This is a genomic window from Priestia sp. 53B2, from assembly GCF_056099005.1.
Map to the genome: position 1 here is coordinate 427,990 of NZ_JBLZXA010000020.1, position 25,343 is coordinate 453,332.

The 25,343-nt window shown below is 40.2% G+C and carries 23 protein-coding genes and 1 pseudogene; 18 read left to right on the forward strand and 6 right to left on the reverse strand.

What is annotated here, in order from left to right; translation table 11 throughout:
- Window positions 1-29 precede the first annotated feature (29 nt).
- From ACN6NE_RS16335 to ACN6NE_RS16370, 8 genes and pseudogenes are all read left to right on the forward strand, one after another.
- Window positions 30-209: a YfhD family protein gene (locus ACN6NE_RS16335; protein WP_013055768.1), complete on the forward strand. Its 180-nt coding sequence runs from the start codon at window positions 30-32 to the stop codon at window positions 207-209.
- Between the two features lie 197 nt (window positions 210-406).
- The gene (locus tag ACN6NE_RS16340) at window positions 407-871 is read left to right on the forward strand and encodes a C40 family peptidase (protein WP_016766438.1); all 465 of its coding nucleotides are present in this window, start codon (window positions 407-409) and stop codon (window positions 869-871) included.
- A gap of 205 nt (window positions 872-1,076) precedes the next feature.
- A complete protein-coding gene (locus ACN6NE_RS16345) occupies window positions 1,077-1,952 on the forward strand; it encodes an N-acetylmuramoyl-L-alanine amidase family protein (RefSeq protein ID WP_474325962.1) in 876 nt (291 codons plus the stop codon).
- Window positions 1,953-2,169: 217 nt separating this feature from the next.
- Entirely contained in the window at window positions 2,170-5,484 is a 3,315-nt protein-coding gene (locus tag ACN6NE_RS16350; RefSeq protein ID WP_474325964.1) for an Ig-like domain-containing protein, read from the forward strand.
- A 129-nt stretch (window positions 5,485-5,613) separates the two neighbouring features.
- Window positions 5,614-5,813 (forward strand): annotated as a pseudogene (locus ACN6NE_RS16355) (hypothetical protein).
- Window positions 5,814-5,943: 130 nt separating this feature from the next.
- On the forward strand, window positions 5,944-6,786 hold the full coding sequence (locus ACN6NE_RS16360) for an aldo/keto reductase (protein ID WP_082888737.1): 843 nt from the start codon (window positions 5,944-5,946) through the stop codon (window positions 6,784-6,786).
- A 404-nt stretch (window positions 6,787-7,190) separates the two neighbouring features.
- Window positions 7,191-7,358 carry a Fur-regulated basic protein FbpA gene (locus ACN6NE_RS16365; RefSeq protein WP_013055774.1) on the forward strand — a complete coding sequence of 56 codons (168 nt, stop codon included), beginning with the start codon at window positions 7,191-7,193 and terminating at the stop codon, window positions 7,356-7,358.
- A gap of 49 nt (window positions 7,359-7,407) precedes the next feature.
- Complete coding sequence (locus tag ACN6NE_RS16370) at window positions 7,408-7,611, forward strand: IDEAL domain-containing protein (RefSeq protein ID WP_016766443.1); 204 nt, start codon at window positions 7,408-7,410, stop codon at window positions 7,609-7,611.
- 528 nt (window positions 7,612-8,139) lie between these two features.
- Here ACN6NE_RS16370 and ACN6NE_RS16375 read toward each other — a convergent pair.
- From ACN6NE_RS16375 to ACN6NE_RS16395, 5 genes are all read right to left on the reverse strand, one after another.
- Window positions 8,140-9,495: an arsenic transporter gene (locus tag ACN6NE_RS16375; RefSeq protein WP_047931756.1), complete on the reverse strand. Its 1,356-nt coding sequence runs from the start codon at window positions 9,493-9,495 to the stop codon at window positions 8,140-8,142.
- 211 nt (window positions 9,496-9,706) lie between these two features.
- Window positions 9,707-9,943, reverse strand: a complete 237-nt coding sequence (locus tag ACN6NE_RS16380; protein ID WP_165351686.1) for a hypothetical protein — start codon at window positions 9,941-9,943, stop codon at window positions 9,707-9,709.
- A gap of 50 nt (window positions 9,944-9,993) precedes the next feature.
- Entirely contained in the window at window positions 9,994-11,103 is a 1,110-nt protein-coding gene (gene menC / locus ACN6NE_RS16385) for an o-succinylbenzoate synthase (protein ID WP_474325968.1), read from the reverse strand.
- Window positions 11,100-11,927: a GNAT family N-acetyltransferase gene (locus ACN6NE_RS16390; protein WP_129706714.1), complete on the reverse strand. Its 828-nt coding sequence runs from the start codon at window positions 11,925-11,927 to the stop codon at window positions 11,100-11,102. Before ACN6NE_RS16390 ends, menC begins: the two co-directional genes overlap by 4 nt.
- 22 nt (window positions 11,928-11,949) lie before the next feature.
- A complete protein-coding gene (locus ACN6NE_RS16395; RefSeq protein WP_474325970.1) occupies window positions 11,950-12,756 on the reverse strand; it encodes a MurR/RpiR family transcriptional regulator in 807 nt (268 codons plus the stop codon).
- 188 nt (window positions 12,757-12,944) lie between these two features.
- On the opposite strand from ACN6NE_RS16395, the gene ACN6NE_RS16400 reads away from it, so the two are divergent.
- The 8 genes from ACN6NE_RS16400 to ACN6NE_RS16435 all read left to right on the forward strand — a co-directional run bounded on the left by ACN6NE_RS16400 (window position 12,945) and on the right by ACN6NE_RS16435 (window position 23,381).
- Window positions 12,945-14,315: a sigma-54 interaction domain-containing protein gene (locus tag ACN6NE_RS16400; protein WP_236658119.1), complete on the forward strand. Its 1,371-nt coding sequence runs from the start codon at window positions 12,945-12,947 to the stop codon at window positions 14,313-14,315.
- 73 nt (window positions 14,316-14,388) lie between these two features.
- Complete coding sequence (locus ACN6NE_RS16405) at window positions 14,389-15,705, forward strand: aspartate aminotransferase family protein (protein WP_474325972.1); 1,317 nt, start codon at window positions 14,389-14,391, stop codon at window positions 15,703-15,705.
- Between the two features lie 63 nt (window positions 15,706-15,768).
- Window positions 15,769-17,175, forward strand: a complete 1,407-nt coding sequence (locus tag ACN6NE_RS16410; RefSeq protein WP_474325974.1) for a sodium:solute symporter family protein — start codon at window positions 15,769-15,771, stop codon at window positions 17,173-17,175.
- 130 nt (window positions 17,176-17,305) lie between these two features.
- On the forward strand, window positions 17,306-18,643 hold the full coding sequence (locus ACN6NE_RS16415; protein ID WP_129706722.1) for an MFS transporter: 1,338 nt from the start codon (window positions 17,306-17,308) through the stop codon (window positions 18,641-18,643).
- Window positions 18,644-18,962: 319 nt separating this feature from the next.
- Window positions 18,963-21,992, forward strand: coding sequence for an efflux RND transporter permease subunit (locus ACN6NE_RS16420; RefSeq protein ID WP_474325976.1), 3,030 nt, complete (start codon window positions 18,963-18,965; stop codon window positions 21,990-21,992).
- 207 nt (window positions 21,993-22,199) lie between these two features.
- Window positions 22,200-22,373, forward strand: a complete 174-nt coding sequence (locus ACN6NE_RS16425) for a Fe3+ hydroxamate ABC transporter substrate-binding protein (protein ID WP_474325978.1) — start codon at window positions 22,200-22,202, stop codon at window positions 22,371-22,373.
- A 105-nt stretch (window positions 22,374-22,478) separates the two neighbouring features.
- The gene (locus ACN6NE_RS16430; RefSeq protein WP_013082079.1) at window positions 22,479-22,742 is read left to right on the forward strand and encodes an autorepressor SdpR family transcription factor; all 264 of its coding nucleotides are present in this window, start codon (window positions 22,479-22,481) and stop codon (window positions 22,740-22,742) included.
- A complete protein-coding gene (locus tag ACN6NE_RS16435; protein WP_129706728.1) occupies window positions 22,743-23,381 on the forward strand; it encodes an SdpI family protein in 639 nt (212 codons plus the stop codon).
- A gap of 148 nt (window positions 23,382-23,529) precedes the next feature.
- Here the strand turns inward: ACN6NE_RS16435 and ACN6NE_RS16440 are convergent, their stop codons facing one another.
- Window positions 23,530-24,522, reverse strand: coding sequence for a DUF3231 family protein (locus tag ACN6NE_RS16440; RefSeq protein ID WP_474325980.1), 993 nt, complete (start codon window positions 24,520-24,522; stop codon window positions 23,530-23,532).
- A 309-nt stretch (window positions 24,523-24,831) separates the two neighbouring features.
- On the opposite strand from ACN6NE_RS16440, the gene ACN6NE_RS16445 reads away from it, so the two are divergent.
- A complete protein-coding gene (locus ACN6NE_RS16445; RefSeq protein WP_474325982.1) occupies window positions 24,832-25,056 on the forward strand; it encodes a hypothetical protein in 225 nt (74 codons plus the stop codon).
- Between the two features lie 83 nt (window positions 25,057-25,139).
- On the forward strand, window positions 25,140-25,313 hold the full coding sequence (locus tag ACN6NE_RS16450; protein ID WP_474325984.1) for a hypothetical protein: 174 nt from the start codon (window positions 25,140-25,142) through the stop codon (window positions 25,311-25,313).
- Window positions 25,314-25,343: the final 30 nt, after the last annotated feature.

Consider the following 25,343-nt stretch of genomic DNA (forward strand, 5'->3'; position numbering starts at 1 on the left):
ACAAATGATTGATACAAGGAGGTCATAACATGGGAAGAGCAAATAATCACAAATCATCACATAACAACAAAGGGTCACTGCCTCAAACACCAAAAGAGTTAAAAATTGCTCCGGATCAAGCAAATGAAGAATTTTCACGCGAGTTAGCGCAGCATCATGATGCTAAAGCGAAACAGGACTTAATTTTGAAACAGCAAAAAGAAAAGTAAAAGAAAAAGAGCATTTGGATATCCAAATGCTCTTTTTTATAAACAATCAAAGATAAAAATACCTAGTTAACCATTTTGTAACATTATTTAATCATAGCGTAATAGTTTTTGAGGCTTTTTTCATTATAATTAAACCGAACATATTGAAAAATAAGTTCATAGAAACGTAACGTTCGGTTACATAATGGAGGGAAAAAATGAAAAAAGCCATCATTGGGTCTATAACGGCAGCGGCAGTCTTATTTAGCGGAGCCAGTCCGTTTATTGCACCTGCTCAAACAGTAGAAGCAGCGTCATATTCATACAAAGACACGGCTATTGCTACTGGTAAAAAATTAATGGGTGTTCCTTATAAATGGGGAGGCACAACAACAAAAGGTTTTGACTGCTCGGGATTTATTCAATACATTTTCAAAAAAGCTGGGAAAACACTTCCGCGCACAACGGAACAAATGTATCGAGTAGGGACAAGCGTTTCAAAAGCAAAGCTTCAAAAAGGAGATTTAGTTTTCTTTCAAACGTATAAAAAAGGTCCTTCACATGTAGGCGTGTACTTAGGAAATAATCAGTTTCTTCAAGCTTCTACGTCTAAAGGCGTGACGATTACATCTCTTAGCAACAGCTACTGGAAAGCACGTTATATCGGTGCAAAACGGATTTAACCATTCGTCATTTTTTTGAAAAACAACACTACATTATGTAGTGTTGTTTTTGTTTGCATATACATAACATATTGCTGAAATTACAGATATTATTTTTTAACGTTTTATACAAAAAAATCCATATTCTGTGAGATAATAACGTTAACACATTTTGTCCTTTAACATAAGGAATATCCCACTCTATTCGAAAGTTTGGTGAGCGAAGATGAAGCGCTTAGTATGGAGTTATGGAATAGGTATTGTTGCAATAGTAGCAGTACTCTCATTTTTCTTTATGATGAAAGGTCAAACAGAGAAAGCCGTCGTTAGCGGAACTGTACCAAAAGCTCATGCGCAGGGAGAAAGAGTGAAGCAGCCCATTTCACAGTTCCGAGCAGTACAGCCTCATGAAGCAGGTAATGAAGTGAAAAATGTAAAAAACAACATGCCTGAAAAAGCGGATCCTCCTCCTTTTTTAGTCTACATTGACCCTGGTCATCAATCCCAGGCTAACCTAGAAAAGGAGCCAATCGGACCGGGAGCAGCAGAAACGAAAATAAAGGTTTCCGGAGGCACATCAGGCGTAGTGACCAAGAAGCCGGAATACAAGCTGACGTTGGAAGCCTCTATGATATTAAAACAGCTGCACGAAGAAAAAGGCATAACCGTAAAGCTTACTCGGAGTTCTGATAATGTAGATATCAGCAACCGGGAACGAGCGGAGCTTGCGAATAATTCAAAAGCTGACTTACACGTACGTATACATGCAGATGGTTCTGAAAATGCTTCTGTAAAAGGATTTTCTGTGCTTACTCCTGCAGAAGATAACTCCTATACAAATTCTATTTATCAAAGCAGCCTGCAGGCATCTCAGGCTATTTTGACAGAGGTAAAAAAAGATCAGTTTGTCGAAGCAGACGGAATTCGCTGTCGCAGTGATCTTTCAGGATTTAACTGGTCGACTGTACCCGTAACGCTAGTAGAGCTCGGGTATATGACGAATCAAGAAGAAGACCGGAACCTGTCTGATCAGGCTTACCTTACAAAGCTGATGAATTATATTGCAGATGGTATAGCGGCATACGAAGAAATGACAAAATAAAAGGTGAAAAGACCTATAAAAGCGTGTGACTAAATCAATTGATTTATGTCACACGTTTTTTTTATCATTCATATGATATAAAAAAGCGTTTTTTCGACAAAAAAACGGACGAGCAGAAAAGAAAACTGGGTAAAATGCTTTAATTTTTATAAAACCGTGTCGATATAACGAGTGATATTAAAATGCGTTAGACAGTACATGAAAATGGGGGAACAAGATGAGAAAGTTAACGGCATTAGCTTTAGTACTAAGCGTACTGCTGTTTCAATTCACGCCGCTTGCTAGCGTGAAAGCTGAAACGGTAGAACCAGTTGTGTCTGTAAAATTAGTAAACTATTTAGGAGATCAGCATGCAATTACAATTAAGCCGTCTTATTTATACACTATTAAAAACTCGGATTTGGTCTTAAAGGCAAATACAGAGTATACGGTAACGGCAACAACTCAAGGTGTCACTCTAAAACAAGGAAGCACTGTCTTAGGTGATTTTACAAGCTTTGAAATTACACCGTCTCTTTATAAAAATCCCATATCTATTAACGGCAGACAGTACTTAGGGGACGTTGCGTTTACAAATGAAAAAGGAACGTACGTCAGACCTGTTAATACGCTGCCGATTGAAGACTATTTAAAAGGCGTTGTGCCAAATGAAGTCTATACATCTTGGAATCTGCAAGCTTTAAAAACTCAGGCAGTAGCAGCGAGAACATACGCAATGAGCTATGCAGGAAAAGTAATCAATGACACGGTAAGCTATCAAGTGTATGGTGGCTATACGTGGTATGACAGCACAAACAAAGCAGTAGATGAGACATTCGGACAAGTAGTAACGTACAACAATAAATTAATCAACGCCGTTTTCTCATCAAGCAACGGGGGAAGAACCGAATCAAACAGCAATGCCTGGGGAGGAACACAGCTTTCTTATTTCCCGGTGAAAGAAGATCCATACGACAAGCAGACGCCGTGGACGTTAGCTATTCAAAAAACGCAAATTGATTTAACAGGAAAAGATTTAGCTAACTATAGCGCTTGGTGGAATACGGTTTCTGAAAAAGATAAAACTGTTACAGATAATTTGAAGTCATGGTTAGTAGCCAATAAGCATCCTGGTAAAACGATTAAAATTACGTCTATTCCAAAGGTGAGTTTTTATGCTCCTTCATCAGGAGGGCGTGTGACTAAAGGTGCAATTACAGTGGACTACCTCGTTAAAGGAGATGTAGACAGTTCGCAAAAACTAGTGGTTCATCATTTGGAATTAACGGATTTAACATCGGCGAAGCTAAAATCGATGTTAAACAGCCGTGCGATGCTTAGCCTGCTTGTAACGGAAACAAATGAAACAAGTACATCCACAACCTTTAATGGTAAAGGAAATGGACACGGTGTTGGAATGAGTCAATACGGTGCTCAAAAAATGGCAAGCCTAGGAAAAGACTATCGTGAAATTTTAGATTTTTATTATCCAACCACTACTCTTTTAAGTTTTTATACAACAAAATATCCGCGAAAAGAGCAGGAGCAAGAAGCGCCGAAAGATACGGTTGCGCCTGATGCACCTTCAGTTAATGCACTAGGAGACAGCCAAACATCGCTTACAGGCGTAACAGAACCAAATGCTTCTGTTATTGCAAAAGTGGAAAATGAAGTAATTGGAACGGGTCTTGCTGACGAAAGCGGAAAATTTGCAATTACGATTGCCAAGCAGCCAGCAGATACAAAAGTGTCTATAACGTCTAAAGATGCAGCTGAAAATGAAAGCACGGCCACAGTAGTGACCGTAACGGATCAAACGCCCCCTTCTGTTCCAATTGTAAATGAAGTAAGTGACCAAGATACGACCGTAACAGGCGTAACAGAAGCAAATGCCGCCGTGACGGTAAAAGCGGGCGATGCAACGTTCTCTGCAGTAGCAGATGGTAACGGTACATTTACTGTTTCAATTCCAGTACAAATAGGTGGAACAACAATAGCGGTAAGTGCAAAAGATAAAGCAGGAAACGAAAGTCAAGCTCCTTCTTTTGCGGTTAAATCTACGTTAAAAGCACCGCTTGCACCAAAAGTAAATGCAGTAAATGATCAAGACACAATGCTTAAAGGAACGGCTGAAGCAAATGCGACGGTCATCGTTAAAAACGGAAGTCTTCAGCTTGCAGCAGGCAATGCAGATGCCAAAGGAAATTACAGCATCTCAATTGCGAAACAAAAAGCAGGAAGCACGCTGTCTGTAACAGCTCAAAATGCAGGTGGAACAAGTTCAGCCACTGCGGTAACCGTACAGGATAAAACGGCACCAGCTGCGCCAAAAGTAAACGCAGTAAATGATCAAGATATAAAAGTTACAGGTACAGCAGAAGCAAATGCGACGGTTACTGTAAAAGTGGGAACAACAACTGTGGGAACGGCTAAAGCAGGTGCAAATGGAGCGTTTTCTGTTGCCATTTCTCTGCAAAAAGCGAATACAAAGCTAAGCGTACAAGCAAAAGATGCAGCAGGAAATAACAGCTCTGCATCGACTGTAATCGTTACAGCAAAGCAAAAAGCTCCGGTAAAACCGACAGTTAATGAAGTGAGTGATCGAAGTACAGCCGTTACGGGTACAGCAGAAGCAAATGCAACGGTTATCATTAAAAACGGAAGTCTTCAGCTTGCAGCTGGTAAAGCGGATGCCAAAGGAACATACAGCATCTCGATTGCAAAACAAAAAGCAGGAAGCAAACTGTCTGTAACGGCTGGAAACACAGCGGGCGTAAGTCCAGTTGTAACTGTAACTGTGCAGGATAAAACAGCGCCCGTTACACCAAAAGTAAACGGTGTAAGCAATCAAGATACAGTAGTAACGGGAAGCACAGAAGCGGGCGCAGAAGTGCATGTGAAAATTGACAAAAAAGTAATTGGCAAAGGAAATGCAAAATCGGATGGAACGTTCAGCATCACCATTCCAAAGCAGCCTGCTGCTACAAAATTAGCTGTTATTGCAAAAGATGCAGCTAATAACTACAGCTCCAACACGTTTGTAACAGTTAGTGCCGCGCTGATAAAACCAGCGCTTCCAACCGTTAATACGCTTACTGAAAAAAGTACAGCGGTAACGGGAACAGGAGAAAAAAATGCGTCTATTTATATTAAAGTAGGCGGAAAGATTATTGCGAGTGGAAAAATTGATGGAAACGGCAAGTTCAGCGTAAAAATTCCTGCTCAAAAAGCAGGAACAGAAGTGACGGCCGTGCTGCAAAATAAAGTAGGATACAGTCCATATAAAATTGTAAAAGTACAAGACACAACGCCGCCGGCACCTCCGGCAGTGAATGCCGTTACGTCTTTGTCCACCTCTATCTCCGGAAAAACAGAAGCAAATGCCGTGATTACGATTAAAAGCGGTACAAAGCTGATCGCATCGGGCAAAGCAGATGGCAAAGGACAATTTAAAGTAACTATCCCAAAACAAAAACCAGGCGTAAAGCTGGCTGTGACGGCAAAAGATGCCGCTGGTAATACAAGTTCAGCAACGAACGTAAGTGTTAAATAGAAAGAGGCTGGGACAAAAGTATTTTAGTTAAAGTTAAACACGAACTATCTATCGAAAACTGATGGATAGTTCGTGTTTTTTTATGAGCATGGTGAGCGTAGGCGTCATGTAGGTAAGTGCTTCTGACGGTTGATTGGAGGGCAAGGCGAAGACTCCTGCGGGAAAAGCGCAAGCGACGAGGAGGCTCATCGGCCGCCCGCGGAAAGCGAAGCCTTGCACGGAAATCAACCGCGGCGGAAAAAGCATTCCAGATTATTGATCCGGGTTGTTCGTCGCTGGATTGGATTTATTTCGTTATGTCTCAATCTCTTTCAGCGGTTTTTAAGTAAAATAGAAGGTTACTAAAAAGTTACCTTAGAACTTTGAAGTGCCTAACTTACTTTAAAGTGGGTTCTATCTTTTTCTTTTTTTCTGTTTCATAATAACAAATGTAAAGAAATTAGCAGGGGGTTTTTTATAATGAGTAATCATTTGCAAGATACAGTAACACTTCACAACGGAGTCAAAATGCCTTGGCTTGGACTAGGTGTATTTAAAGTAGAAGAAGGGCCTGAATTAGTGAATGCAGTGAAAACAGCTATTGTCAAAGGCTATCGCAGCATTGATACGGCAGCTATTTATGGAAATGAAGAAGGTGTAGGAGAAGGAATTCGCCAAGGCCTGAAAGAAGCAGGTCTTTCACGCGAAGACATTTTTGTTACATCAAAAGTTTGGAACGCGGATCTAGGCTATGAAGAGACGCTGGCTGCTTACGAAACAAGCTTACAAAAGCTTGGCTTAGAATATTTAGATCTATACTTAATTCACTGGCCGGTAGAAGGTAAGTATAAAGCAGCGTGGAAAGCATTAGAAACGCTTTATAAAGAAGAAAAAGTAAGAGCTGTGGGTGTAAGTAATTTTCAAATTCATCATTTAGAAGACTTAATGAAAGATGGAGATGTTAAGCCTGTTATTAACCAAGTGGAGTATCATCCTCGTTTGACGCAAAAAGAGCTGCATGCTTTTTGTCAAAAGCACGATATTCAGCTAGAAGCATGGTCTCCGCTTATGCAAGGAGAATTGCTAGATAACGATGTGTTAAAAGGAATTGCTGAAAAACACGGTAAATCAGTTGCTCAAATTATTCTGCGATGGGATCTGCAAAACGGAGTTGTAACGATTCCAAAATCGACAAAAGAACATCGTATTGTTGAAAATTCATCGTTATTTGATTTTGAATTGGATGCTGAAGATGTAAGTAAAATTAATGAATTAAACCAAAATCACCGAGTAGGTCCAGATCCGGACAACTTTGATTTTTAATAGAAGAACTAAGAGGCTGGGAGAAAAGTATTTTAGCCCAAGTGAAAAACGAACCATTGATCAACTAGTTTGATGAGTGGTTCGTTTTTTTTGTTATGGTGAATACAGCCTCATCTGTTTCATCCCTTCTAGCAGTTGATTGAAGGGCAAGGCGAAGACTCCCGCGGAAAGCGAAGCCTTGCACGGAAATCAACGGCGGTGTCATAAGCGGTTCAGCTCATGTATCTCATTTGTCCGTCTGTAGGTTGGATTCATTTAGTTATGTCCCGGCCTCTTTTTATGCATTATTACATAAATTTAACGTTTTCTTCACAGTAAGCTAAAGGACGGGCCGTATGATAAAGAAAGGTCGTGAAAGATAGAGAAATCATTTCATTTTTAAGTGTAAAATAGGCGGTGTAACGATGACAAAACAAGCTTACTCTCACATACAATGTAAAAAAACATCAATGATTGATTTATTGCTGGATGCAGGGGTTTATAAAAAAGGAAACAAGCAGCTATATGAGCTTACGCTTCAAGAGCTAGAAACAGAATACGAAGCTATTTCACAACAGCGCATATCCCGATGAAATTTTGATACATTGCTAGAATTTGTTATAATAGAGGAAAGGATAGGAGTTGATTTATATCGAAAAGCACCCGACAGACTCGCAGCCCATCCGTATGGATATCCTCGATTCTATATTTGCTAAAATGGTATTAAATAAGGCTATCCGAGATTTTAGAAGAGATCAAATTTTACGTGAAGTCGATCAAACATTAGAAGAAAGAAACAAAGAGAAATTTTTTCAATTAATTGAAGAATTAAAATCAATTTCGTAAAGAGCATTCGCGCGATAGAATTTGATTTTATCATTTTAGCATATAAAAACAGGTAAGAAGCGGCATGCTTAGTTACCTGTTTTTTTGTTGTCTCATTGCAGAACAAGGCCTTACACAAGAAGTGTACCTTGCTAGTAAACAGACAAAAAGAGCAAGTCTAATGTACTCACTCTTTTCAGAAAGGTATGGGTGTTACTGAGAAAATGAATGTCACTCTCTAAATGTTGCGTGTGGGGTTTAGAAAGTTCTATGCAACTGCATATTTTCTAATTCATTCGCTCTATGTATTGTTAAAGTAACAATATAACCATATCTTATCACATGAATGAAATTCGATTCAATATATTTATTGATTTTCTTTTTAAATTGTTCTAAATAATTAGTGAATGTAAAAAAATGTTTTTATTAGGTAACTGTGTATCTATAAAAAAACAATAGAAAAATATAGTGAGTTTTTATAGAGGACATTCGTTTATTTCTGACGGACTGTAAGCTTCAAAAGAGTACAATCCGTCCTGTAAATCAGTATTAAGAAAAAATGAGCTGAACCCAGTAGAATAGGAGAAAAAGCGTAACGATGGTGGTAAGCGGGATAACGATAAGTGATACTTTTAAATAATCTTTCCATTTTACCTTGATATGATTTTCTTTTAAAATATGCATCCAAATAAGAGAAGCCAGTGTTCCAATCGGCAATAAAAGCGAGCCCATATCACTTCCAATAATATTAGCAAGGTAAATGGTTTTAAGAGTAATAGGATCGAGTCCCATTTCAGTCAAGGTAATGGTTCCGACCATTAAAGCAGGGTGATTGTTAAACAAGTTAGAGAGAATAGAAACAAGTCCTCCCATGATAAAGCTTGCTTCAAAAAGCCCTCGATTCACAATCGGTTCGCAAATTTTTACAAGTAGCTCTGTCAATCCTACGTTATGCAATCCGTAAATAATAACGTACATTGAAAATGCAAAAACGAAAATGTGCCACGGCGTTTTCTTTAAAATATCAATCGGGTTTGTACGTAAGTGATACCATCTCCAAATAAGTAAGATCAGTGAGCCCAGTACAGCAACCAATTCGATCGGTATGCCGAAATAAGAGGCGACAAATAGGAGACAGCGCATAACAAACACAAATAATAAAACTTTCAGCATAAATTGTGTGCGTTTACGTTTTGTTTCAACAGAAATGCTTCCTTTTAAGGGGTGAAACTGTTTCGTAAAGAAACTCTCTTCTATATCTTTTGAAGCATGCGGCAGTTTTTTTGGCAAATGGCGTTTTACGACCGTATACATGAGCCAAGACATAAATAATAAACCAAGTGTCGCCGGTACAAACATCATCGCCGTGTGCATATAAAGCGACATATGAACAATTTTTAAGGCAATCAAATTCACAATATTACTTACACCTATAGGCGCGCTGGAAGCAGTAGCAATAAGCGCTCCACTTAAAAGGTAGGGGATCTGCTGGTGGGGTTTTAGCTGAAGGTTTTTCAAAAGTAGAATTAAAATTGGAGTGGTAATTAAAATACTGCCGTCATTATTAAATAGTAAAGTCATTAAAAAGCAGAGCAGTTGAATGTACCAATATAATCGGTACCCTGAGCCTTTGGATAAACTCACTAGTCGTGCAGCTGCCCAGTGGAAGAATCCGAAACTTTCTAATATGACGGCCATGACAATGGTGGCAATAATGGTGATAGAAGCGCCGCTTATCTTTCCAAAAATATCAACAATGTCTGATTTGGATACAATCCCTGTAAGCAGGATAATGGCTGCTCCTATGGATGCCGGCCATGCTTCGTTGATGCCGTTTGGCCTCCAAAAAATGACGAGCATTGTCATTGTAAACACGAAAATGGCAATTCCAATTTCAATATTCATCAGTATGCTCCTTTCTTCTAAAATTTGTAATGAATATACCCTTGCATGTCCCTTACACTCTATTTATATTCATTTATTACTAGAAGGATTGTGCATAAGACCATTTTTGCTAATATGTTTGTTTATCTTGCCAAGGCACGTATCATCTCGGGAGAGGAGCCTATGAAAAAGAGGCTGGGACATAACTAAACCCATCCAATCTAAAGAGAAATCAATTGGATAAAGGAGTTAGTCGACATTGCTTTTTAAAACGCTGTTGATTTCCATGCCAGACTTTGCTTTCCGCGGGTGAGCGGTGAGCTTCCTCGTCGCTTGCGTTTCTGCGGGGTCTCATCCCTTCCACTTGTCCTGCAGGAGTCTTTCTCTTGCCCTCCAATCCACAGCTAGAAGCAGTTGCATACAAGAAACCTACGCTTACCATATCAATAAAAAAATCCGAACCATTCATCGTTCGGATCTTCCTTTAACTAACATACTTTTGTTCCAGCCTGTTTAAAGTTAGCAAGTATAGATTTTTTCGTGTAAAGTTAGAGCTTGTATCTGATCGTGATCAGGTTCATAGCCGATGCCTAGTGTATCAGGAACGGAAATAATACCGTTGTCGACCGTGATTTCCGGATGAACGATATCACGCGGCCAGTATTTAGAGGATGCAGCTGTATCTCCGGGAAGCGTAAAATTGGCAAGTGTGGTAATGGCAATATTATGTGCTCGTCCGATACCTGATTCCAGCATGCCGCCGCACCATACGGGCACACCGTGAGTTTGACAAAGGTCATGAATTTTTTTGGCTTCTGTCAGTCCGCCTACTCGTCCAATTTTAATGTTAATAATTTGTGTGCTTCCAAGTTTAATAGCTTTTCGAACGTCTTCAGCTGAATGAATGCTTTCATCTAAGCAAATGGGCGTGCGCATGCGGGCCTGCAGTTCAGCGTGATCAATTAAATCATCATGAGCCAACGGCTGTTCAATCATCATTAAATCAAACTCATCAAGCTGAGCAAGGTGGTCAGCATCTGCAAGCGTATAAGCAGAGTTCGCATCAACCATCAGCGGAATAGAAGGAAACTCGTTTCGAACCGCGCGCGTCAAGTTAAGATCCCAGCTCGGCTTAATTTTAATTTTGATCCGCTTATATCCTTCATTCAAGCCGGCTTCAATTTTGCGAAGCGTTTCGTCAATCGTAGGCTGAATGCCAACGCTGAGACCAACTTCAATTTGACTTTTACTGCCTCCTAGCGCTTTAGATAGAGAGAGGTTTTGCCTGCGCGCATACAAATCCCAAACAGCGCCTTCTAACGCCGCTTTTGCCATGTAATTGCCTCGAATATGTGCAAAGCGTTGAGATACTTCGTCAGGATGCTGAATTTCTTTCTGTTGAAGCAAGGGAATTAAAAAATCCTCCATAATGTGCCAGTTTGTTTTGAGCGTTTCTTCTTTATAAAAAGGATCCGCGCACGCTACGGATTCAGCCCAGCCGGAGCGTCCATCTTCGTCTTGAATTTCTACTAAAATAAAGTCTCGATCCACTTCTTTTCCAAGGCTTGTGGTAAAAGGGTGAAGTAAATCCATTTTTAAATGCTGTAAAATGACGTGTTTTATGTTCATTTTTCCACCTCTTTTTTCGTTAAAATATAAAAATGAACGGGTGCGCTGCTTTTTGGATACTTCATGAAGTTTGTTACTTCAAATCCTTTTGCAAAACATGTTTGAAATACGCGTCTTGTTCGCATACGCCAGTCCAATGCCAGAGAAGGAGAGACTTCTTTCATTTGCTGAAAAGCAGAAGGAATAGCTACAGACACGACGTCATGATCCAACCATTTTTCATCAATATCTGTAATAGAAGGAAACCCTTTATTCGTTAACGTCCATTGAATGAGCGATGCGTCCATTATTTGATCTGGCGTATAAAGAGGCTGAGCTCGTTTTGTATCTTCTGCGGATGCCCATTCTACAACGAATCGATCAGAAGGCAAGTCGGCATTTAACGGATCATTCATGTCTCCGTAGCAGTTTTCAATATATGTAGAACAAACGGCTCCAAGCTTTCCAATATTTAAATAACCGTTGGCGCTTTCTAACGGATCGTACGTCCAGCTGATATATGAATAGCCCTTTTTTTTACTTTCTTGCCGCTGCGCATGCTTAAGCTTGGCACCAATACCCATGCTGCGATAGGCAGGGTCAACTGCTAATATATGAGAACATAAGTAGACGCACGTTCCGTCAAACCCTGGAAAACTATATTGAAAGCCAATCAGCTTTTCATCTAAAAACGCACCGAGCACAAGACCTCCGTTTTTAACAGCGGTTAAGGTTTGATGAACGGGCGTTGCTTCTTCTTCTCCCCAGACCCGGCTTTCTAATGCACGTACGTCTTCTAGTTCAGTGGTTGTTGTAAGTGAACGAATCGTTAAGGCTTCAGTCATTTGTTTACTTCCTTTCTATTATCTATTCTAAAAAGATGCCTTGCTCGGCATAGAGCTTTTCCAAGTGTGCTTGTCTTTTTCCAGCCGTTTTTTCATCTCTTTTTTGCATGCTGCTAATTACAATTTGAGATAGGGCAAGAAGCGATAAAATATGTTCGGTTGTTCCGGCTAAAAGCGTGATATCAGCGATTTGACCTACCGGAGACAGACGGCGGTCTGTAATAGCAATTACTTTCGCTCCTTGTTTTTTAGCCTGCTGAGCTGCTTCAAGCGCTTCTTTTGTATAGCGCGGCAGTGAAAATACAACAACCGTGGATGCGCTCGTGAGATTGCATAGCGTTTCAAGCAAAAATCCTGTTGGAAAAGATAAAAGAACATGATTGCGAAGCTGATTCATTTTATAATACAGCCAGTAGGCTGCCGTATGAGATTCACGGAACCCCGCAATATACACTTGATCACTTTTGATAAGCGCATCTACAGCTTGAGATACTTCCTTTTCGTCAACGTGGGAAAGCCATTCATCGAAGATTATCTTTTCTTCTGCTGCAGAAACAGCTGCAGGCTTGCTAGCTGATTCTTTTGATTCGGCAGAAGAAAGCCATTCTTTTCGCATTAGCTCCTGCAAATCTGAAAAACCATTTAACCCAAGTGCGTAGGCTAGACGAATAACGGTTGTTTCACTGACACCTGCTTCTTTGCCAATCTGCCCGGCCGTGTACAGCGAGCTTTTTTCCGTAAAATTAACGAGAAACTCCGCCACTTTTTTTTGACCCCGAGAAAGGTCAGGGAATTTATGTTTAATTAATTCTTGAAATGATTGATTCATATAGCCTCCTGAAAAGAAGTTATAACTTCATAAAAATATATTAATGCATTTTTAACTTCATTTCAATTGCTGTTTCAAAATAAAAAGAAGTCCTCGTGATATAATAAATTGATTATTCAAAAATAAATGCCGTTATTCAAAAACGAATTGTATTTTATTCAAAGATGAATAGAAAGCGGGGAGCATACATGAATTCAGAATGGAATGAAAATCAGTGGATCCTTCATTCATTAAAAGATGATTTGCTTGTCACGGATGAAAAAGGCATCATTGTCCGAATACATGAAGGAACGGGAAACATTTACGATGTAAAAGCTGAAAAACTGCTGGGAAAGTCTGTTTATGAACTTGAAAAACAAGGGTTGTTTACGCCAATCGTCACGCCAATTGTGCTTGAAACAAAGAAGAAAATTACGCTTGTACAAACAACTAAACAAGGCAAGCAGGTGCTCGTTACGGGCATCCCTGTCAAAGATGAAAAAGGAGAGATTAAAAGAATCGTCAGCTATTCTCATGATGTGACGGAGCTTATGGAAATGAAAACATATCTTGATGCGATGGAAGGTGAAATGCAGCGCGTAAAGAGCGAGCTTATGCTGCTGCGGAACCAAAATCTATCAACAGAAGGAATTGTATGCAACAGCGAAAAGATGCAGCACGTTCTTCGTACGGCTGTTCACGTTTCCAATGTAGACGTAAATATTTTACTCTTAGGACAGTCAGGAGTAGGAAAAACGCACTTAGCCAAGCTGATACATAACAAAAGTACAAGAAGCAAAGGGCCGTTTATTGAAGTGAACTGCGGGGCGATTCCCGATCATTTATTTGAGGCTGAACTGTTTGGCTATGAAGCGGGAGCTTTTACCGGTGCATCTAAAAACGGAAAAGTGGGACTGGTCGAATTGGCAGATGGCGGTACGCTTTTTTTAGATGAAGTGGGAGAACTGTCACCGGCGCATCAAGTAAAAATCTTAAAGCTCATTCAAGAAAAACAGTTTTATTCCGTTGGCGGAAGAAAGCCTAAAACCGTGGACTTTCGCTTAATTGCAGCGACGAACAAAGATTTAGAAAAAGCCGTTGCTGAAAAAGAATTTCGAGAAGATTTATACTTTCGTTTAAGCGTCGTACCGATTACCATTCCATCTTTGAACGAGCGCCCTGAAGATATTTTTCCGCTGCTCACACATTTTGCCGAGCAGTTTGAAAAGAAATACAACCGAAAAAGAACGTTTGATAATGCGGTTATTCACGCATTGCTTGCACATGAGTGGAAAGGAAACGTACGAGAGTTAATTAATGTGATTGAACACGCCGTGGTTGTGTCTTCGCAAACGCTGATTACAATGGAGCATTTGCCGCATTCTCTGCATAGAAAAAAACGGATTCAGCACGTTGAAGAACATGGGGAAATGAAGCTTAATGACGCGTTAAACGAGCTGGAAAAAGAGATATTAGTAAAAGCAAAAAAACAGTATAAAACGACAACAGAAATAGGTGAAGCACTTGGAATCAGTCAGCCTTCAGTTGTTAGAAAATTAAAAAAACATTCCGTTTTTTAACGTCTTTGGCACGCTCTTTGCATGTAAAACAAGTACAAACACATTACTTGATAGATTGCGAGGAGGAAGTCAGATGACGCAGGCATCACTTACACAGTTAATGAACAGTCTACCAGATTTACTAGCACCAAGCATGGCGAAAGATCACCCTAATTTACCCGTGGTAAAAGCAGAAGGCTGCTACTACTACGGAGCGGACGGAAAAACGTATTTAGATTTCACGTCAGGTATTGCAACAGCGAATACAGGTCATCGTCACCCTAAAGTTGTACAAGCCATTAAAGATAGCGTTGATTACCTCATGCACGGCCCGTCAGGTGTGATTATGTACGAATCTATTTTACAGCTTGCGGAAGAATTAAAAACAGTATTGCCAAGAGGCTTGGACTGCTTTTTCTTTGCCAACAGCGGAACCGAAGCAATTGAAGGAGCGTTAAAACTGGCAAAGTACGTTACGCAAAGACCTTATACGGTTTCGTTTATGGGCTGCTTTCACGGTCGTTCTCTCGGAGCGCTTAGTGTGACGACATCAAAAAGTAAATATCGGAAATTTCTTCAGCCATCGGGCTTAACGTATCAAGTGCCTTATGCAGACGTTACTCAGTGTCCAAAAGGAGAAGATCCGGAAATCTACTGCGTAGAAAAGCTGGAAAGAGATTTTGATACCTTGTTTAAGCATCAAGTAACGCCTGAAGAAGTAGCGTGCATGATTGTAGAGCCGGTTCTGGGAGAAGGCGGCTACGTCATCCCTCCGAAAGCCTGGCTGCAAAAAATAAGAGAAGTGTGTGACAGACACGGCATTCTGCTTATTTTTGACGAAGTGCAAACAGGGTTCGGACGCACCGGCGAGTGGTTTGCAGCTCAAACGTTTGACGTGACGCCTGACATTATGGCCATCGCAAAAGGCATAGCATCAGGACTTCCGTTAAGTGCTACCGTAGCTTCCAAACAGCTCATGGAAAAGTGGCCGATTGGTACCCACGGAACCACTTTTGGCGGCAACCCCATCGCTTGTTCAGCAGCGCTTGCGACGTTGGACGTATTAAAAGAAGAAAAGCTGATTGAAAACTCAAAAGCAATGGGGAAATATGCAGCGGATCAGCTTCAGCATTTGAAAGCAAAGCATGAAGTTATCGGAAGCATTCGTTCAGTAGGGCTAATGATTGGAATTGAAATTATTAATCCAAAAACAAAGCAAGGTGACGGAAATCTTCTTCTTGAGATTTTAGACAAATGTTTGGAAAAAGGGGTGCTGTTTTACCTTTGCGGAAATAGCGGAGAAGTGATTCGAATGATTCCTCCTTTAACGATCACAAAAGAAGAAATTGATGCCGGGCTTTGCGTATTAGACGAAGCATTAACAGAAATCACAAGTCTTCACGTGATCTAAAGCTTTAGGAAGCTCTTTGTTTCAATGAAAGATAGATTGACCCATAATAAGGAGGAATCTGTTATGAACGGACTGGATATGACGGTTATGTTTGTCTATTTTGGCGTATTGGTTGTAGCTGGTATTATTGGCTCGTTAAAAGCAAAGTCATCAGAAGATTTTATTTTAGCCGGACGAAACTTAGGGATGTTCATGTATTTAGGGTGTTTATCAGCCGTTATTTTAGGCGGAGCGTCGACGATTGGAACGGCTCAGCTTGGCTATGATCACGGGCTGTCTGGCATTTGGTTTGTGACGATGATTGGACTTGGAATCATTACACTTGGCACGATTTTCATTAAGCGGATTTCGTCGTTGAAAGTGACAACTATCAGTGAACTGCTAGGAAAAAGATATAACGCTCAAGCGCAAATTATCAGCGCGGTTGTTGCCGCTATTTATACACTCATGGTATCAGTCACTCAAGTGATTGGAATGGGAACGATCATTCATGCGTTGCTTGGATGGAACATGACTGCCTCGATGTTAATTGGCGGTTCGATTGTTCTGTTCTATACGATTCTAGGCGGAATGTGGAGCGTAACGGTTACTGATATTATTCAATTTGTTGTGATGACGGTGGCGATTTTTGGATTTATGCTTCCAATGAGTGTATCAGAAGCAGGAGGTTTCAAAGCCCTTGCCGGAGATTTACCATCATCTTATTTTGATTTTTCCTCCATTGGATACGATCAAATCTTTCAGTATTTCCTCTTGTATACGCTTGGTATGGCAGTTTCTCAAGATATTTGGCAGCGGGTATTTACAGCGCGAACAGAAAAAATTGCCCGAAACGGCTCCATTTTTGCAGGCGTGTACAGCATTGCCTACGCGATTGCCGGAAGTGTAATTGGAATGTGTGCATATTTGCTGCTGCCAAACGCAGAAAGCAGTCAAAGCATATTTGCGACGCTTGCAGTTCAAATCCTGCCTCAAGGGTTATTAGGTCTCGTACTGGCAGGCGTTTGTTCGGCGCTGATGTCAACTGCTTCAGGAACGCTGCTTGCGTCTTCTACGCTGATTAGTAATGATATTATTAAAAAAGTGTGGCTTAAAAATATTTCAGAGAAAAATTATTTAATTTTAACGCGCGTAAATACGCTTATTGTTGGCGTGCTTGCTATTATTTTTGCTCTTTGGATTCAAGACGTGCTTGTTGCGCTAGACGTTGCGTATGCCATTTTATCAGGAGCGATTTTTGTTCCGTTTGTTGTGTCCCTATTCTGGAAAGACATTCATCCAAAAGCAGGAGTTTCAGCGATTGTTGTTAGTACGCTAGTAGTACTTGGAGGTCTATTGATTGAAGGACTTTCTTCTACTACGCCAATCCTATACGGAATTTCAAGCAGCATCATTGTAATGGCTGGATTTGCGGTGATGGCTCGAAACAAAGAACTGTCTGATCAAGAAAAGGTCCAAGAAGATATGTGAATAAGCAGCTAAAAAGCTTCTCATAGTAAAGTGAGAAGCTTTTTAGCATTTTGTATGCATAAGTATAGACAACAAACGGCAGAGAGGAGTACACTAGACGCTCAGATTATAGGGATAAGGAGATTGTTAAATGAAAAGCAGAACGTCTGTAATGGTTAGTATTGTACTGGCAATGCTAGTGGCTTCGCTTGATTCAACGATTATGAATACGACGATGCCCGTTATTGCAAAAGAGCTTGGAAGATTTGATTTGTACGCATGGTCGTTTGCTTCGTACATGATTGCAAGCACGATTTTATCTCCAGTAGCAGGGAGGTTATCGGATCTATTTGGCCGCAAAAAAGTATTTGGGTTTGGAATTATTGCTTTTTTAATTGGTTCGATGCTTTGCGGCGTGGCAAATACGATGATTCAGCTTGTTCTTTTCCGTGCGGTTCAAGGAATAGGAGCCGGGTTTATGGTGGCGTTTCCCGCTATTATTGCCGGAGACTTATTTCCAGTGGAGAAACGAGGGAAAATTCAGGCGCTGTTTACTACGATGTGGGGATTATCAGCTGTATTAGCACCGCTTTTAGGCGCTTTTTTTGTGGATTATTTAACGTGGAGATGGATTTTCTTTATTAATTTACCCGTATGTATTGTTTCATTTCTGACGTTAATGCCATATCAAGAAAGCTATGAGCCGAAAAGAGCAAAAGTCGATTACATCGGTGCCATTTTGTTTGGAGCGGGCGTTACGTCACTGCTGCTTGTGACGGTAGTGGAACAGAACCGAATTGTGTATACAGTAGCGGGACTTATTTTATTAGTGATTTTTTATCTCCATGAACGAAAACATACTTCTCCGATTGTACCGCTGTCCATGTTCCAAAACAAAACGCTGTCATGGATTAATATCAATGCGTTTATTGGGACGGTAGCTTTATTCGGAACGTCAAGCTACATTCCGTTATTTTTACAGCGAGTAGCGCATTTGTCACTGTTTATGAGCGGAGTTGCGCTGTTAGGAACAGCGGTCGGATGGATGTCTGTGTCCGTGCCGGCGGGTAAATGGATTTTAAAACACGGCTACAGAAAGCTGTTGTTAATTGGAAATGTGCTGCTGGTTGGCTCGGGAACACTTCTGATGATGTTAAACGAAAGTCACGGCTTCTTTTATGTGTTTTGCGTCATGATTGTACAAGGACTATCGTTTGGTCTTCTTTCTACGGTTGGAGTCATTGGTGTACAGCAATTAGTAGGAGGACATGAAAGAGGTATTTCAACGTCATTTTTTATGTTTTGCAGAAACATGGGAACAGCAATCGGCGTTACGATTATGGGTGCGTTGCTGACTTCAGGCGGAAGCTTTATGGCAGGCATTCATCACTTGTTTTTATTTGGCTTTGCAGGCAGCATCGTGGCTTTATTAACGTCTTTAAAAATTCAAAACGATACGGAAGCAAAGCACAATCGAGCTGCTAGTTAAGGGGATTTATGCTAAATATGTTTATTTCATAAAAAAACGGGAAGAGACACAATAAGGTCATAGAATTGCCTGAGAAATCGTAGGCATATTCTTCTTCTTCTTTCACTTACTACATGTGGGACGCCGGGTATCGGCGTCTTTTTTTTGTGCTGTAAAGAAGCTGCTTATATTATCCATAAATAATTCTGTTCAAATAATGGGACTTTTTAAAAAATAAGTCTTTAAATGGTAAGAAACATTAGGTATAATTTAGTAGTTATTTAGCATATTTTAGAAATGTTTGGCTAAGTTTGTACGAAAAAGTGAAAGGGGAAATTTCATGTCTTGGCTCACCAAATGGTCGTTTAAAAATAAAGCGGCTATCACCATTATGTCTATTTTAATTTTAGCTTTAGGAGTCATTAGTTATTTTACACTTCCGATGGAATTCCTGCCGACGGCTGATCAGCCTCAAGTGTCAGTAGTGGTTATGGGGCAAGGAACGGATGCGGACTCCATGGAAAAACAAGTTACGTCACCGATTGAAGAAGCGGTAGCCGGTGTTAAAGGAAAAAGCAACGTGTATTCGACCACGGGAGACGGCTATTCCAAAATCGATATTTCATTTGAATCCAAAACGGATATGAAAGAAGCAAAAACAAACGTCCAAGAAGCGCTGTCTTCGGTGCAGCTTCCAGCCAGCGTATCAAAGCCTAATGTTATTCAATTAAATACCTCAATGATTCCCATCGCAGATATTTCACTCACATTTAAAGAAGGATTAACAAGAGACAACCTGGATCTTGCAGAGAAAAAACTGATCCCTAAATATAAAGACGTTAAAGGCATTGCGAGTGTTCAAACGTATGGAACAGCGGATTCCTACGTGTCTATTAAAGTTGATAATAAAAAATTGTCACAAAAGAACGTGACCATTGATAAAGTCATCAGCGTGTTAGAAGGAAAAAACACGTCGCTTGCAGTTGGAGAAAAAGTCATTAATAACAAGTCGAGCAACATCAACGTAACTGGTAAAATTGACAGCTTGGATAAAGTGAAAAAGCTGCCGGTTGCACCGAATGTAACGCTAGGCGATCTTGCAAAAGTAGAGGTGAAAAAGCCTGAAGGCGTCGTCACGCATATTAACGGAAAAGATGCACTTTTACTTATTGTTACAAAAGACAGTCACTCAAACGCCGTTAGCATTACAAAAGAAGTAAAAAAACTGTCTCAGCAAATTAACAAAGACTATAACAATGTAAATGCTTCTGTATTTTTTGCAACAGGGGACAGCGTACAAAACTCTGTTCATTCAATGATGAAAGAAGTGTTGCTAGGCGCACTTTTTGCAACCGTTGTAATCATGCTGTTTTTACGCAGCGTTCGCTCTACGTTTATTACAATTGTATCCATTCCGTTATCGCTTTGCTTTACGCTTTTTTTATTATCCAAATCAGGCGTCACGCTCAATATTTTAACGCTTGGAGGAGTAGCGGTAGCGATTGGAAGATTGGTGGATGATAGTATCGTTGTCATTGAAAACATCTTCCGGAAAATGCAAAAAGAAGAGTTTTCGCTTGGACTGATTATTGATGCGACAAAAGAAGTGGGTTCTGCTATTACCGCTTCTACGTTAACGACAGTAGCTGTCTTTTTACCAATCGGCCTTGTAAACGGAGGGCTTCAGGACTTTATGCTTCCGTTTGCTCTAACGCTGACGTATTCGCTGCTGTCTTCATTAATTGTGGCGCTTACCGTTGTGCCGTTAATGAGTGCAGGATTATTAAAAAATGAAAAACTTCGCAAGCACAAGCAGCCGGTTCGTTTTACAAAGGTCATTACGTGGTCACTGAATCATAAATGGGTTGTGCTTCTGCTTTCGCTGCTTTTATTTGTCGGATCTATTGGCGCGTACACGATGATGCCTAAAGGAGCGGTTGATAACTCTTCATCTGACTTTGTAGGCACAACGTTAAGCTATCCAAATAACACGCCAATTAAAACCGTAGAAGAAAAATCACTGCAGCTTGAACGCTATATTTTAGCTCAAAAAGAAGTAAAAGAGGTATACATGCAGCTTGGTAATACGGACGAAGGAGCCAAGTGGGGAGACGTTGGTTCGCCTACTGAAGCTACGTATACGATTATCGTAAAAGACAGTGAAAACATTGATTCGCTAATGAAACGAATCCAAAATCAAAAGAAACTCTATGACGGAGGGGATCTTAGCGTAAGTGCTGCTTCACTAATGGGAGCTTCCACTACTTCGATTACCGTTGATGTGATTGGAAACGATATGAACAAGTTAGAAAAGACGGCAAGCAGCATTAAGAAAGAAATTAGCGATATAAAAGGAGTAGATAAAGTTTCTACAAATCAAGACGAAAAGAAAACAATCTATTCCTTAGACGTGGATCCAACAAAAGCGAATACGCAGCAAGTAGCGCAGCAGCTTGGTGTTATGCTGAATAAAACGCCGATTGGAGCGATAGATTTAGAAGGCAAGCAAGCAAATGTCCTTCTTGAATCTGTCCTAAATCCAACATCACCAAAAGAGTTAAAAGATATTTCTATTATGACAGAGACAGGACCGTCGCCTGTTTCAAAAGTGGCTTCGCTAACGCAAGCTGAAAAGCCAACAAATCAGTTTCATAAAAATGGAGACCCGTATATTCAAATAACGGCGGATGTCAATCCAGAAAAGCTTTCAGAGATTAATAAAGACATTCAAACAACCATTTTTGGAGACGGTAAGAGTAAAGGGCTCTCCATTTCAAAAGATGTGGACGTTGTAATTGGAGGAGCAAGTACTCAGCAAGGAGAAGACTTCTCTGACTTGTTCATTACAATGCTTGTGTCGATTGGTATTGTGTTCTTAATTATGGTGATTACGTTTAAAACAATCCGCACGCCGTTTGCGATTTTATTTTCGCTTCCGCTTGCAGCGATTGGTGCCGTTTTAGGGTTATTAATCAGCCGCATTCCAGTAGACGTAACAGCTCTACTTGGAGCACTGATGCTGATTGGTATCGTTGTGACGAACGCCATTGTACTATTAGACCGCGTGAAGCAAAATGAAAAGAAAATGATTATGCGCGATGCGATTGTTGAAGCAGCCGCTACGCGTATGCGTCCAATTGTCATGACGTCTGCTGCTACGATTTGTGCGATGCTGCCGCTTTTATTTAAACAAAGCGAAAGCGGAAGCCTTGTTTCTCAAAGTCTTGCAGTCGTTGTAATCGGAGGATTGGCCGTTGCAACTCTTCTTACGCTTGTAGTCATTCCGGTTGTATATGAACTGCTTCATTTCAGAAAATCGAAAAAGCAAAGAATACAGCAAAAACAGCAGGAAGACATAACGCTGCTATAATGTTTAAAAGAGGCTAGGACATAAGTATGTTAGATGAAAAAACTCTGAACGATGAATCGTTCGGAGTTTTTTATTAGTAGAATGAACGTAGGTTTCATATCTGTAGTTGCTTCTAGCTAGGGTTGGTTTGGTTACATCCCAGGATCTTTTTTATGAAACCTTTTGGCTAGTAAAACGTATAGTTATACAAAGGGACGGAGGGGTAGTATGTTCGGAATAAAAGAGCAGTGTTCTGTTTGTCAAAAAGAAATTCAGCCGAATGAAGAAGTATGGATGCGAATGAAGTATCCAAGTAAAAGAGGCATGAACGAAATTAAAGCTTTTCTACATCAAGAAGCGCAGTTTGTATGCATGGACTGCTTTGAAGCAACAAAAAAATGAGTCAAATGCAGGTGTTCTCTTTTCAAAATATTGACATATTATATTTTATAGTTTAATATTTAGATAATTATCTAAATACTTAAATATGATGGAGATGAACTTCAATTGAATGAAACGTTTAAAGCTTTAGCGGATCCCACTCGCAGAAAGATTTTAGAGCTGCTAAAAGAGCGGGATTTAACCGCAGGAGAAATTTCCGAGTATTTTAATATGACCAAACCAAGCATCTCAAATCATTTAAAAATCTTGAAGCAAGCGGACCTCGTTCAAGATGAAAAAAGAGGGCAGTTTGTGATTTATTCGTTAAATACAACCGTTTTTCAAGATTTAATCGGCTGGTTTTTCAGCTTTCAGAAAGGAGAGAGTTAAATGAAAAAGCACGTATTTCCTTTAGGCATTACCCTTTTAACACTGGTTGCATGGCTGATTGCACTGCCGCACCTTCCAGCTACGATGCCCATTCACTGGGGAGCGAATGGAGAAGCAGACGGATTTGCAACGAAGATAAATGCAATGATCTTAACAGTAGGAATCATGGTACTTATTTATTTTGTAATCGCATTTGTTCCGCGAATTGACCCGCGTAAAGAAAATTATAAGTACTTTTCAAAAACGTATAACATCGTGTTAAACGCCGTACTGCTATTATTCTTTTTTGTAAATATGAGCACTATTTTACAGGGGCTTGGCTATAACGTGCCGATGTCGTACATTGCTCCAATTATGGCTGGACTCGTTTTTATCATTATTGGAAACTACTTGCAGCGCGTGCGCTCTAATTATTTTATGGGGATTCGTACACCGTGGACGCTAAGCAATGAAACCGTATGGAAAAAGACGCATCGTTTATCAGGAAAGCTCTTTTTTATCGGCGGACTGCTAATCCTCATTAGCGCTTTTTTACCTGATGGATACAAGTCAGTTATCATGTGGGGTAGTATCGTTCTGTGCGTGGCGATTCCTTACCTGTATTCGTACTTGGCGTATAAAAAAGAAATGAATATGTAAGCATACAAAAAATCCGGTGAACATACCGGATTTTTTTATGGATAACATATCAGCCGTAACGCCACCGTTCGTGTCACGCCGGCTGATGGGAATAAATACAGAATAAAGTATGAAACGCGTTTCAGGTCAAGAGCTGCTATGAAAAAACTTACATTTGCTTACGATCGCTTGCTTCAGGCGGCTTTTCAATCCAGCCGTTTTTAATCATCACTTCACTGCATCGCCCCGCTACTTTTAAATCTCTTAAAATGCACGCTTCACAGTGCCCGACAATATCAAGCCTCATGCTGGTAGGCATTGCCGTTGCGTAATAGGTAATGGCTACTTTAAACATTGCGCCTGCGTGAAACGTCATTAGCTTTTCTGAAAAAGGCGCGTGCGTGGACGTTGTGATTTCATTATCCAAAAGCGGAGGTGTATGAAGGTTTTCTTCGTGCATAATTGCAGAATAAAGTTCAATATGCTTGTGTGCTACATCAAGCCCTGCCTCCATTACTTTCCGTACATCTTTTCGTTTACTTACTTGTTTAAACGCAATTAAAAGAGCTTTGGATACCATGCTTTTGCGTAAATTAAAATAAATATTTCCGGCTTCATTTGCGTTTAAAAGACGCTGCTTCCCTACAAAATCAAGAGCGTAAGACAAATCTGTGATCGGCTCTTGTTTTTTCGGGTTTGAAAAATAAGGAGCCGGCACATAAAGATTTTTTTCTAAAAGCAGGTCGAGCGACCGATTATATACTTCCATCGCATCTAAATTACACTGATGATAATAATCTCGAAGATCTCGGCGAACTGACACGCTAAATGAAATGCCGTATCCTGCCAAGCCGTGAATCGTCATGTCGTGAAGATACTTCAGCCAAAACGAGTCTGTAAAAAGTGGAGGTGCGTGCAAGTCCACATCTTCATGGGTAAATCCGTTGGGCAGCGGAAAATGTTCGGCCCGAAAAATGGCAGTCAATATCTCAATATGCTTTTCAGATAACTTTAGCGAAAAGGCAAACAGCGACCGAATATCAGTATCCGTCACGGTTGCAAGGACGTGTTTCGCTACACAGATCGCCAGCGTATCCTGGTGATACTGCGTGCATAGACTCGTTATTTCAGTTGAAGTCAAACGCTTGCTTTCTGCGTTCAATTGGCTTTCCTCCTATCTATAAAAATGTTATGTATCTATGAAAAAACAGATAAGTATAGTGTGGACAAGGGTGTGTTAAATTATTCCACAGGTCAATTTGGAAAAAGAAAATAACGGCTAGGGTATACGTCTAGAGAAACATTGTTTTTTCGTTTTACTGTTATGAATAAGAACTATCAAAAGAATTTTTCTCAACTCTATACTCTAACAATTTTCTTTATCTATTTTCCAAAACCACCCAGTATGCTAACATAAAGATAGAATTCCTAAATCGATAAGTGATGTATGAGATGTAAAAGGAGAGTTTCGATGAAGTTTTTTAAAGATGCCTCTAAGCAGGAGCATCAAAATTGGAATAAGGCTGTGTCGGCAGGTTTTTATATACTTTTACTCCTGCTGTTTGTGAATACATCGATTTATGCCTATAATGGTACTGAGTTAGTATCGTCGCTCTCGATGTTTTGGACAGGGGTTATTGTGATGTTTGGCTATCAGTTTATTTTAAATAGAAGCGATGAAAGCAAGCGAAAATGAAAAAACAGCCTTGGTACCGTTCAGAAAAATTTCTGATGCTTCTGTGTTTTTTTGCGCCACCCATTGGTTATGTGGCGGTGATCGTGAATAAGAAAAAGCTAAGTCTAGAACAGTGGCTGAGTAACTTAACGGTAGCGACTATTATGGTGTCCATATGGCTGCTGAAGTTTTTACCGCATCAGTGGGGAACTATTCTTTTATTGACGGGAGCCGGGATTTACTGGTATCACCGGATTTTGAAGAAGTTTAAGAAGTAGCAGCAAGGATAAAGAAAGTTAAATTTTACG

Excerpts from the sequence above, each read along its gene's own strand:
- ACN6NE_RS16335 (WP_013055768.1), top strand. The coding sequence starts at position 30 with ATGGGAAGAGCAAATAATCACAAATCATCACATAACAACAAAGGGTCA.
- ACN6NE_RS16340 (WP_016766438.1), top strand. The coding sequence starts at position 407 with ATGAAAAAAGCCATCATTGGGTCTATAACGGCAGCGGCAGTCTTATTT.
- ACN6NE_RS16345 (WP_474325962.1), top strand. The coding sequence starts at position 1,077 with ATGAAGCGCTTAGTATGGAGTTATGGAATAGGTATTGTTGCAATAGTA.
- ACN6NE_RS16350 (WP_474325964.1), top strand. The coding sequence starts at position 2,170 with ATGAGAAAGTTAACGGCATTAGCTTTAGTACTAAGCGTACTGCTGTTT.
- ACN6NE_RS16360 (WP_082888737.1), top strand. The coding sequence starts at position 5,944 with ATGAGTAATCATTTGCAAGATACAGTAACACTTCACAACGGAGTCAAA.
- ACN6NE_RS16365 (WP_013055774.1), top strand. The coding sequence starts at position 7,191 with ATGACAAAACAAGCTTACTCTCACATACAATGTAAAAAAACATCAATG.
- ACN6NE_RS16375 (WP_047931756.1), bottom strand. The coding sequence starts at position 9,495 with ATGAATATTGAAATTGGAATTGCCATTTTCGTGTTTACAATGACAATG.
- ACN6NE_RS16380 (WP_165351686.1), bottom strand. The coding sequence starts at position 9,943 with ATGAATGGTTCGGATTTTTTTATTGATATGGTAAGCGTAGGTTTCTTG.
- menC (WP_474325968.1), bottom strand. The coding sequence starts at position 11,103 with ATGAACATAAAACACGTCATTTTACAGCATTTAAAAATGGATTTACTT.
- ACN6NE_RS16390 (WP_129706714.1), bottom strand. The coding sequence starts at position 11,927 with ATGACTGAAGCCTTAACGATTCGTTCACTTACAACAACCACTGAACTA.
- ACN6NE_RS16395 (WP_474325970.1), bottom strand. The coding sequence starts at position 12,756 with ATGAATCAATCATTTCAAGAATTAATTAAACATAAATTCCCTGACCTT.
- ACN6NE_RS16400 (WP_236658119.1), top strand. The coding sequence starts at position 12,945 with ATGAATTCAGAATGGAATGAAAATCAGTGGATCCTTCATTCATTAAAA.
- ACN6NE_RS16405 (WP_474325972.1), top strand. The coding sequence starts at position 14,389 with ATGACGCAGGCATCACTTACACAGTTAATGAACAGTCTACCAGATTTA.
- ACN6NE_RS16410 (WP_474325974.1), top strand. The coding sequence starts at position 15,769 with ATGAACGGACTGGATATGACGGTTATGTTTGTCTATTTTGGCGTATTG.
- ACN6NE_RS16415 (WP_129706722.1), top strand. The coding sequence starts at position 17,306 with ATGAAAAGCAGAACGTCTGTAATGGTTAGTATTGTACTGGCAATGCTA.
- ACN6NE_RS16420 (WP_474325976.1), top strand. The coding sequence starts at position 18,963 with ATGTCTTGGCTCACCAAATGGTCGTTTAAAAATAAAGCGGCTATCACC.
- ACN6NE_RS16425 (WP_474325978.1), top strand. The coding sequence starts at position 22,200 with ATGTTCGGAATAAAAGAGCAGTGTTCTGTTTGTCAAAAAGAAATTCAG.
- ACN6NE_RS16435 (WP_129706728.1), top strand. The coding sequence starts at position 22,743 with ATGAAAAAGCACGTATTTCCTTTAGGCATTACCCTTTTAACACTGGTT.
- ACN6NE_RS16445 (WP_474325982.1), top strand. The coding sequence starts at position 24,832 with ATGAAGTTTTTTAAAGATGCCTCTAAGCAGGAGCATCAAAATTGGAAT.